The organism is Streptomyces lushanensis (genome assembly GCF_001700515.1).
Taxonomy (GTDB): domain Bacteria; phylum Actinomycetota; class Actinomycetes; order Streptomycetales; family Streptomycetaceae; genus Streptomyces; species Streptomyces lushanensis.
The window spans coordinates 1-8647 of the sequence record NZ_MAUD01000250.1; the positions used below are offsets into that span (position 1 = coordinate 1).

An 8647-nucleotide genomic window follows, 5' to 3' on the forward strand; every position below is an offset into this window, starting at 1 on the left:
CTGGAGTCGGGGGCGGCGACGCCGACCACGAGCGGGCGTTCCTGCGGCTCGCGGTGCCCGCCGCCAAGTACTGGGTGACCAAGCGGTGCACGCCGGTGGCGGGAGAGGCCCTGGAGTGCCTGGGCGGCAACGGCTATGTGGAGGAGTCCGGTATGCCGAGGCTGCTGCGCGAGTCGCCGCTGAACTCGATCTGGGAGGGATCCGGGAACGTACAGGCGCTGGATGTGCTGCGGGCCCTCCAGCGTGAGCCGGAGGCGCTGAACGCCTTCCTCCAGGAGGTGGGCCGGGCGCGCGGCGCCGACCACCGGCTCGATGCCGCGATCAAGGACCTGCTGACCGAGCTGGCGGACCTGACCGGGATCGAGGCCCGTGCCCGCCGGCTGGTGGAGCGGCTGGCCCTGGTGCTCCAGGGCTCGCTGCTGGTGCGCTGGGCGCCGCCGGAGGTCGCGGACGCGTTCTGTGCCTCACGGCTGGGCGGGGACTGGGGCTCGGCCTTCGGCACACTGCCGCACACGCTCGATCTGGCGTCGGTGGTGGACCGGGCGCGGCCCGTCGGCTGAGCGGCCGGGGCGTCCTGCCGGGTCGGGCGCGGCCGTGCGGACCGCGGGAAGGCCAGAGGTGGTGCCGCGCCGACACGGCACCGCCTCTGACTCGTACTCACTTTCTTGTACGCGTCCGCCGCTCGCCAGAGTTGCAGGCCGTTGCAGAAGAACCGATTTGGCGCCACCGGTGGCTGGGGAGCCCGATGAAGAACGTTCCGCTCGGCGACACACCCCTCATCAGCGGCGGACCGTTCCGCGACGGCCCGCTCGACCTGGCGAGGCTCACCGCCATGGACGGCGGGCAGGGCACCCGTCTGCTCCACAGGATCCGGGACGCCGTCCTCGCGGGTGAGCCGCCGCCGGTGGCTCCGCGGCCGGTGATCGACGCGTCCTGGCGGCGGATGTTCCGGATGGGCGCCGATCCGGAGCGCCACGACTGCGGTGCGCTGCTGGAGCAGGACGAACTGGAGCACCGTCGGCGCACCTCCGCGCTGGGCCAGGTGCTGCGTACGCTCGTCGGATCCCTCAGCGAGATCATCGAGCCCTCGCTCCAGATCATGGTCGTCACCGACGACGAGGGATGGGTGCTGTGGCGCAGGGGCGGCTTCGGCGGGCTGCGGCAGTCGAACGGGATCCACCTCGAAGAGGGCGCGGCCTGGTCCGAGCACTCCACGGGGACCAATGCCATCGGTACGGCGCTGGCGGCGCGCCGGCCGGTACGGGTCCACTCCGCCGAGCACTTCGCGCGCACGCTGCACACCTGGACCTGCGCGGCCTCGCCCGTGCACGACCCGAGGGACGGCCGGATGCTGGGCGTGGTGGATGTGAGCGGCCCGGCGGCGGGCTTCCATCCGACGACGCTGGCGCTGGTCAGCTCGATCGCCCGGCTCGCGGAGGGCGAGCTGCGCGAGCGGCACGTCCGGACCATCGAGCGGTTGCGTTCGGTGGCCGCGCCGATCATGTGCCGGCTGGGCGGTGCCCGTGCCGTGGCGGTGGACGCGCACGGCTGGACGGCGGCCGTGACGGGGATGGCGCCGGTGGACCGGCTGCCGCTGCCCAAGTCCTTCCGGGCCGGCCGGGTGCTGCTGCCCTCGCTGGGCATGTGCACGGTCGAACCGCTGCCGGGCGGCTGGCTGGTGCGGGTGGACGGGAAACGGCCGCACGCGGAGACGACGAGCCGGGTCGTCCTGGATCTGAGCCGGCCCCGGCGCCCGTCCGTCGCGGTCTCCGGTTCGACGGGAAGCTGGACCCAGGAGCTGACTCCGCGCCACGCCGAGCTGCTCTATCTGCTGGCCGTGCACCGGGACGGCCGGAGCGCGGCGGAGCTGGCCGCCGACGTCTTCGGCGATCCGACCCGTACGGTGACGGTACGGGCGGAGATCTCGCGGGTCCGGCGCCATCTGTCGGGCGTGCTGGCGCACCGGCCGTACCGTTTCAGCGAGGGGATCGAGGTGGCCGTGGTGGGGCCGGAGGATCCGCTGGATCTGCTGCCGCACTCACAGGCGCCGGCGGTACTGAGCGCCAGACACCCGGCGGGCCCCTGAGAGACGGACGGCCGGGGTGTCCGGCCCGGTTCACGGCCCCGGTCCGCCGCCCCGGCGGCGCCGGGCACCACGGCCGGCGGACGGCCGGGGTCCTGGCCGGCGGCGTCCCGTCGGAGGTGGGGCGGGTTCCGGCCCGTTCCCGGCGCGTGATTCGCTGGCTCGTATGAGCATCACCGTGACCACCTGGTCCCTGGAGCAGACCTCGCCCGCCGATCTGCGGCCCGCCGCCGAGCCCTCGGGCGAGGTGCGGATCGTACGGGCCGAGATCCCCTCGCCCGAGTTCAGCCGGTTCCTCTACACGGCCGTGGGCGGGGACGTCCACTGGACCGACCGGCTGACCCTCTCGTACGCCGGCTGGCAGGAACTCCTCGCCCGGCCGGGCGTCGAGACCTGGGTCGTGTACGAGAAGGGCACTCCGGCCGGTTACATCGAGCTGGAGGCGCAGCCGGAGGGCGTGGTCGAGATCGCGTACTTCGGACTGATCCCGGCCTTCCGCGGCCGGCGCATCGGCGGCCATCTGCTCTCTTACGGGGTGGCGAGGGCCTGGGACCTCGCCGACCGCCGGCCCGCCGCCGGGCCGACCAAACGGGTCTGGCTGCACACCTGTTCCAAGGACGGTCCGTACGCCCTGGACAACTATCTGCGGCGCGGCTTCACGCTCTTCGACACCAGGACCGCCGAGGAACCCGAAACGCCGCCCCCGGGCCCCTGGCCCGGCGCCGGGGCGCTCGGCGCGCCCCGTGTCACGGCCAAACCCGCGAGCCCGGTGACAGGCGACACATCGTCTCGCGAAGTGGGACAGCATCGTCCGGATCGTGGATAGTGGTGGACTGGCCGGAGATACGCGTGACACGCTTCCGTCATGTCTAGAGCTGGAATAGCCTTGGTGAGTCGGCGGCACGTCGACCTCGGCCGCCTGTCCAGCGCCATCTGTCCGGCGGGCTGAGAGTCCCAGCAACCGCCGCGTTCCCCTGTGTGTTCCTGCCGCGCACCGCCGCGCCCGCGCGTGAGTGTGCGGCTCCGAGCCGCCCTCCTGCATGTCTCGAAGGACGTACCCGCCATGGCCGCCACCCCGGAAAAGCCGTCCACCGCCACGCCCCGCCGCAAGGTGAGCCGTCACCGCGGCGAAGGGCAGTGGGCCGTGGGTCACTTCACTCCGCTCAACGGCAATGAGCAGTTCAAGAAGGACGACGACGGTCTCAACGTACGGACACGTATTGAGACGATCTACTCCAAGGCGGGCTTCGACTCGATCGACCCGAACGATCTGCGCGGACGGATGCGCTGGTGGGGGCTGTACACCCAGCGCAGGCCCGGGATCGACGGCGGGAAGACCGCGATCCTGGAGCCGGAGGAGCTGGACGACGAGTACTTCATGATGCGGGTACGCATCGACGGCGGGCGGCTGACCACCGAGCAGCTGCGGGTGATCGGCCGGATCTCGCAGGAGTTCGCGCGCGGTACGGCCGACATCACCGACCGGCAGAACGTCCAGTACCACTGGATCCGGATCGAGGACGTGCCGGAGATCTGGCGGCGCCTCGAAGCGGTCGGCCTCTCCACGACCGAGGCCTGTGGTGACACCCCCCGGGTGATCCTCGGTTCACCGGTCGCCGGGATCGCCGAGGACGAGATCATCGACGGCACCCCGGCGGTCGACGAGATCCACCGCCGGATCGTCGGGAATCCCGACTTCTCCAATCTGCCGCGCAAGTTCAAGTCGGCGATCTCCGGATCGCCGCTGCTCGACGTGGCCCACGAGATCAACGACATCTCGTTCGTCGGGGTGAACCATCCCGAGCACGGCCCCGGTTTCGATCTCTGGGTGGGCGGCGGGCTCTCCACCAACCCCAAGATCGGCCAGCGCCTGGGAGCCTGGGTGCCGCTGGACGAGGTCCCCGACGTCTACACCGGCGTGATCTCGATCTTCCGCGACTACGGCTACCGCCGGCTGCGCACCCGCGCCCGGCTGAAGTTCCTGGTCGCCGACTGGGGCACGGAGAAGTTCCGGCAGGTCCTGGAGGACGAGTACCTCAAGCGCAGGCTGGTCGACGGCCCCGCGCCCGAGCAGCCCGTCCAGCGCTGGCGCGACCACGTCGGTGTGCACCGTCAGCGCGACGGCCGCTTCTACGTCGGCTTCGCGCCGCGTGTCGGACGGGTGGACGGCGCCACGCTCACCAAGATCGCAGAGCTGGCCGAGGCGCACGGCTCGGGCCGGCTCCGTACCACCGTCGAGCAGAAGATGATCGTCCTCGATGTGACCGAGGACCGGATCGACTCGCTGGTGGCCGGTCTCGAAGCGCTGGATCTGCGGGTCAAGCCGTCGCCGTTCCGGCGCGGCACGATGGCCTGCACGGGCATCGAGTTCTGCAAGCTGGCGATCGTCGAGACCAAGCAGCGCGGCGCGACGCTGATCGACGAACTGGAGCGCCGCATCCCGGACTTCGACCAGCCGATCACCATCAACATCAACGGCTGCCCGAACGCCTGCGCCCGTATCCAGGTCGCCGACATCGGCCTCAAGGGCCAGCTCGTCATGGACGGCAACGGCGAGCAGGTCGAGGGCTTCCAGGTGCATCTGGGCGGCGCGCTGGGTCTGGAGGCGGGCTTCGGCCGCAAGGTGCGCGGGCTGAAGGTCACCTCCGACGAGCTGCCCGACTACATCGAGCGGGTGCTCGGCCGCTTCCAGAAGGAGCGCGAGGAGGGCGAGCGCTTCGCCACCTGGGCGGCCCGCGCCGGCGAGGAGGCGCTGTCATGAGCGCTCACGCGAGCGCCGCCGGCACGAGCCGGCAGCGGACGGAGGCGCGATGAGCGAGCGCGCCGCTCCCTTCTACTGCCCGTACTGCGGCGACGAGGATCTGCGTCCCAGCGAGCAGGGCCACGGCGCCTGGGAATGCGCGGCATGCAACCGGGCCTTCCAGTTGAAGTTCCTCGGGCTGCTCGCCCGGGGACTCCGGCGTGACGACGGAGGGGAAGAGACATGACGGCACGGACGGAGACCGGCGATCCGAAGGCGCTCGCCGAGCGCGCGGGCCGCGAGCTGGAGGACGCTCCGGCGCCGGAGATCCTGCGCTGGGCGACGGAGACATTCGGGAAACGTTTCTGCGTCACCTCCTCGATGGAGGACGCGGTGGTCGCCCATCTCGCCTCCCGGGTGCGGCCCGGCGTCGATGTGGTCTTCCTCGACACCGGCTACCACTTCCCCGAGACCATCGGTACGCGTGACGCGGTGGACGCCGTGATGGACGTCCGTCTCATCACGCTCACGCCCCGGCAGACCGTCGCCGAGCAGGACGCCGAGCACGGTCCGAAGCTGCACGACCGCGATCCGGACCTCTGCTGCGCCCTGCGCAAGGTCAAGCCGCTGGAGGAGGGCCTGGCCGGCTATGACGCCTGGGCCACCGGGCTGCGCCGCGACGAGTCCCCGACCCGGGCGGACACACCGGTCGTCGGCTGGGACGAGAGGCGCGGCAAGGTCAAGGTCTCCCCGATCGCGCGCTGGACGCAGCAGGACGTGGACGCGTACGTCGCCGAGCACGGTGTCCTCACCAACCCGCTGCTGACGGACGGTTACGCCTCCGTGGGCTGCGCGCCCTGTACCCGCCGGGTGCTGGAGGGCGAGGACGCGCGCGCCGGACGCTGGGCCGGCCGGGCCAAGACCGAATGCGGGCTGCACGGATGACGGACCGTCGGGAAGCGCGCGTGGGCGCGGGTCGCACCGGCCACGGAAGCCGTGAAGGCGCGGACGGCGAAGGAAGCGCGAGAGTGACCGAGCGCGGCGCCACCGTCTGGCTCACCGGGCTGCCGAGCGCGGGCAAGACGACGATCGCGTACGAGCTGGCGGGCCGGCTCCGTACCGAGGGCCACCGGGTCGAGGTGCTCGACGGCGACGAGATCAGGGAGTTCCTCTCCGCGGGGCTCGGCTTCAGCCGCGAGGACCGGCACACCAATGTCCAGCGCATCGGCTTCGTCGCCGAACTGCTCGCGTCCCAGGGCGTCAAGGCGCTGGTGCCGGTGATCGCCCCGTACGCGGACAGCCGGGAGGCGGTGCGCACACGCCATCGGAGCGAGGGCACCAGGTATCTGGAGGTGCATGTGGCCACACCGGTCGAGGTGTGCTCCGTACGCGATGTGAAGGGGCTGTACGCCAAGCAGGCGGCGGGCGAGATCTCCGGGCTCACCGGCGTCGACGATCCCTACGAGGCCCCCGGGTCGCCGGATCTGCGGATCGAGTCGCACACCCAGTCCGTCGAGGAGTCCGCCGCCGCGCTCCACGCGCTGCTCACCGAGAGGGGTCTCGCGTGACCACGACCGTCGCAGCCGTCGCCGGGGGCACGGACGCCCCGTACGCGCTGAGCCATCTCGACGCCCTGGAGTCCGAGGCGGTCCATATCTTCCGGGAGGTGGCGGGAGAGTTCGAGCGGCCGGTGATCCTCTTCTCCGGCGGCAAGGACTCGATCGTCATGCTGCGTCTGGCGCTGAAGGCGTTCGCGCCCGCGCCGGTGCCGTTCTCGCTGCTGCATGTGGACACCGGACACAACTTCCCCGAGGTGCTGGAGTACCGGGACCGTACGGTGGCCGCACATGGGCTGCGGCTCCATGTGGCCTCCGTACAGGACTACATCGACCGGGGCGTGCTGCGGGAACGTCCCGACGGGACGCGCAATCCGCTCCAGACCCTGCCGCTCACCGAGAGGATCCAGGCCGAGAGGTTCGACGCGGTCTTCGGCGGCGGCCGGCGCGACGAGGAGAAGGCGCGCGCCAAGGAGCGGGTGTTCTCGCTGCGCGACGAGTTCTCCCAGTGGGATCCGCGCCGGCAGCGGCCCGAGCTGTGGCAGCTCTACAACGGCCGGCACGCGCCCGGTGAGCATGTCCGGGTCTTCCCGCTCTCCAACTGGACCGAGCTGGACGTCTGGCAGTACATCGCCCGCGAGGAGATCGAGCTCCCGGAGATCTACTTCGCGCACGAGCGCGAGGTCTTCAAGCGCTCCGGCATGTGGCTGACCGCCGGTGAGTGGGGCGGGCCCAAGGTGTCCGAGACCGTCGAGCGGCGCCGGGTGCGCTACCGCACGGTCGGGGACATGTCCTGCACGGGCGCCGTCGACTCGGACGCCACCACGCTGGACGCGGTGATCGCCGAGATCGCCGCCTCCCGGCTGACCGAGCGCGGCGCGACCCGCGCCGACGACAAGCTGTCCGAGGCCGCCATGGAAGACCGCAAGCGCGAAGGGTACTTCTAGCCATGACGAGCACCACCGGGCCCGCCCAGCCGTCCGCGTCGGCCGACCTCGCCGGCTTCGCCGAGCGGCTCTCGGCGACCACGCTGCTGCGCTTCGCCACCGCCGGCTCCGTCGACGACGGCAAGTCCACGCTGGTGGGCCGGCTGCTGCACGACTCCAAGTCGGTGCTGACCGACCAGCTGGAGGCCGTCGAGCACGCCTCCCGCAGCCGGGGCCAGGACGCTCCCGATCTGGCGCTGCTCACGGACGGGCTGCGGGCCGAGCGCGAGCAGGGCATCACCATCGATGTCGCCTACCGCTACTTCGCCACGCCCCGGCGGCGGTTCATCCTCGCGGACACCCCCGGGCATGTGCAGTACACCAGGAACATGGTGACGGGCGCCTCCACCGCGGAGCTGGCCGTCGTCCTCGTGGACGCCCGCAACGGTGTGGTCGAGCAGACCCGCCGTCATGCCGCGGTGGCCGCGCTGCTGCGCGTTCCCCATGTGGTGCTCGCGGTCAACAAGATGGATCTGGTCGGGTACGCGGAGCCCGTGTTCGCCGCCATCGCCGAGGAGTTCACCGCGTACGCCGCCTCGCTCGGCGTACAGGAGATCACCGCGATCCCGATCTCGGCGCTGGCCGGTGACAATGTCGTGGAGCCGTCCGCGCACATGGACTGGTACGGCGGCCCGACCGTGCTGGAGCATCTGGAGACCGTGCCCGTCAGCCGTGATCCGGCGAACAGCCCGGCGCGCTTCCCGGTGCAGTACGTGATCCGCCCGCGGACCGCCGAGCATCCGGACTACCGCGGCTACGCGGGCCGGATCGCCTCCGGGGTGCTGCGGGTGGGCGAGACGGTGACCGTACTGCCGTCGGGCCGTACCAGCACCGTCGAGGGCATCGACGCGCTCGGCGCGAGCGTGGACGTCGCCTGGGCGCCGCAGTCGGTGACCGTACGGCTCGCCGACGACATCGACGTCTCGCGCGGCGATCTGATCGTCCCGAGCGCCGGCGCGCCCGCGACGACCCAGGACGTCGAGGCGACCGTCTGCCATGTCGCCGACGCGCCGCTGGTGGTGGGCCAGCGGGTGCTGCTGAAGCACACCACCCGTACGGTCAAGGCGATCGTGAAGGACATCCCGTCACGGCTGACGCTGGACGATCTCTCCCAGCACCCCGATCCCGGGCGGCTCGTGGCCAACGACATCGGCCGGGTCAGGGTCCGTACGGCGGAGCCGCTCGCGCTCGACGCCTACGCGGACTCCCGGGGCACCGGCTCGTTTCTGCTGATCGACCCGGCGGACAGGTACAACGCTGACCGCCGGGTCGATCAGCAGAA

8 protein-coding genes and 2 pseudogenes are annotated in these 8647 nt (G+C 71.6%); all 10 read left to right on the top strand.

Annotated features, from left to right (window positions below; genetic code table 11):
- The coding region (locus BFF77_RS20620; RefSeq protein ID WP_281196573.1) for an acyl-CoA dehydrogenase family protein at positions 1–560 on the top strand (560 nt) is incomplete at its 5' end.
- A 272-nt stretch (positions 561–832) separates the two neighbouring features.
- Positions 833–2086, top strand: coding sequence for a helix-turn-helix domain-containing protein (locus BFF77_RS20625; RefSeq protein WP_066952115.1), 1254 nt, complete (start codon positions 833–835; stop codon positions 2084–2086).
- Positions 2087–2249: 163 nt separating this feature from the next.
- Positions 2250–2807, top strand: a pseudogene (locus BFF77_RS20630) (GNAT family N-acetyltransferase); the annotation flags it as partial.
- 141 nt (positions 2808–2948) lie between these two features.
- Complete coding sequence (locus BFF77_RS37945; protein WP_342671247.1) at positions 2949–3032, top strand: putative leader peptide; 84 nt, start codon at positions 2949–2951, stop codon at positions 3030–3032.
- 114 nt (positions 3033–3146) lie between these two features.
- On the top strand, positions 3147–4844 hold the full coding sequence (locus BFF77_RS20635) for a nitrite/sulfite reductase (protein WP_066952107.1): 1698 nt from the start codon (positions 3147–3149) through the stop codon (positions 4842–4844).
- 49 nt (positions 4845–4893) lie between these two features.
- Positions 4894–5070 carry a hypothetical protein gene (locus BFF77_RS35760; protein ID WP_169922697.1) on the top strand — a complete coding sequence of 59 codons (177 nt, stop codon included), beginning with the start codon at positions 4894–4896 and terminating at the stop codon, positions 5068–5070.
- The gene (locus BFF77_RS20640) at positions 5067–5768 is read left to right on the top strand and encodes a phosphoadenylyl-sulfate reductase (protein WP_066952109.1); all 702 of its coding nucleotides are present in this window, start codon (positions 5067–5069) and stop codon (positions 5766–5768) included. The genes BFF77_RS35760 and BFF77_RS20640 overlap by 4 nt, the downstream gene beginning before the upstream one ends.
- Positions 5769–5851: 83 nt before the next feature.
- Positions 5852–6391 (top strand): adenylyl-sulfate kinase, encoded by a 540-nt coding sequence (cysC, locus tag BFF77_RS20645; RefSeq protein ID WP_066952111.1) that lies wholly within the window; start codon positions 5852–5854, stop codon positions 6389–6391.
- Entirely contained in the window at positions 6388–7326 is a 939-nt protein-coding gene (gene cysD / locus BFF77_RS20650) for a sulfate adenylyltransferase subunit CysD (RefSeq protein WP_066952113.1), read from the top strand. Before cysC ends, cysD begins: the two co-directional genes overlap by 4 nt.
- Positions 7327–7328: 2 nt before the next feature.
- A pseudogene (locus tag BFF77_RS20655) lies at positions 7329–8647 on the top strand (sulfate adenylyltransferase subunit 1); the annotation flags it as partial.

Excerpts from the sequence above, each read along its gene's own strand:
- BFF77_RS20625 (WP_066952115.1), top strand. The coding sequence starts at position 833 with ATGGACGGCGGGCAGGGCACCCGTCTGCTCCACAGGATCCGGGACGCC.
- BFF77_RS37945 (WP_342671247.1), top strand. The coding sequence starts at position 2,949 with ATGTCTAGAGCTGGAATAGCCTTGGTGAGTCGGCGGCACGTCGACCTC.
- BFF77_RS20635 (WP_066952107.1), top strand. The coding sequence starts at position 3,147 with ATGGCCGCCACCCCGGAAAAGCCGTCCACCGCCACGCCCCGCCGCAAG.
- BFF77_RS35760 (WP_169922697.1), top strand. The coding sequence starts at position 4,894 with ATGAGCGAGCGCGCCGCTCCCTTCTACTGCCCGTACTGCGGCGACGAG.
- BFF77_RS20640 (WP_066952109.1), top strand. The coding sequence starts at position 5,067 with ATGACGGCACGGACGGAGACCGGCGATCCGAAGGCGCTCGCCGAGCGC.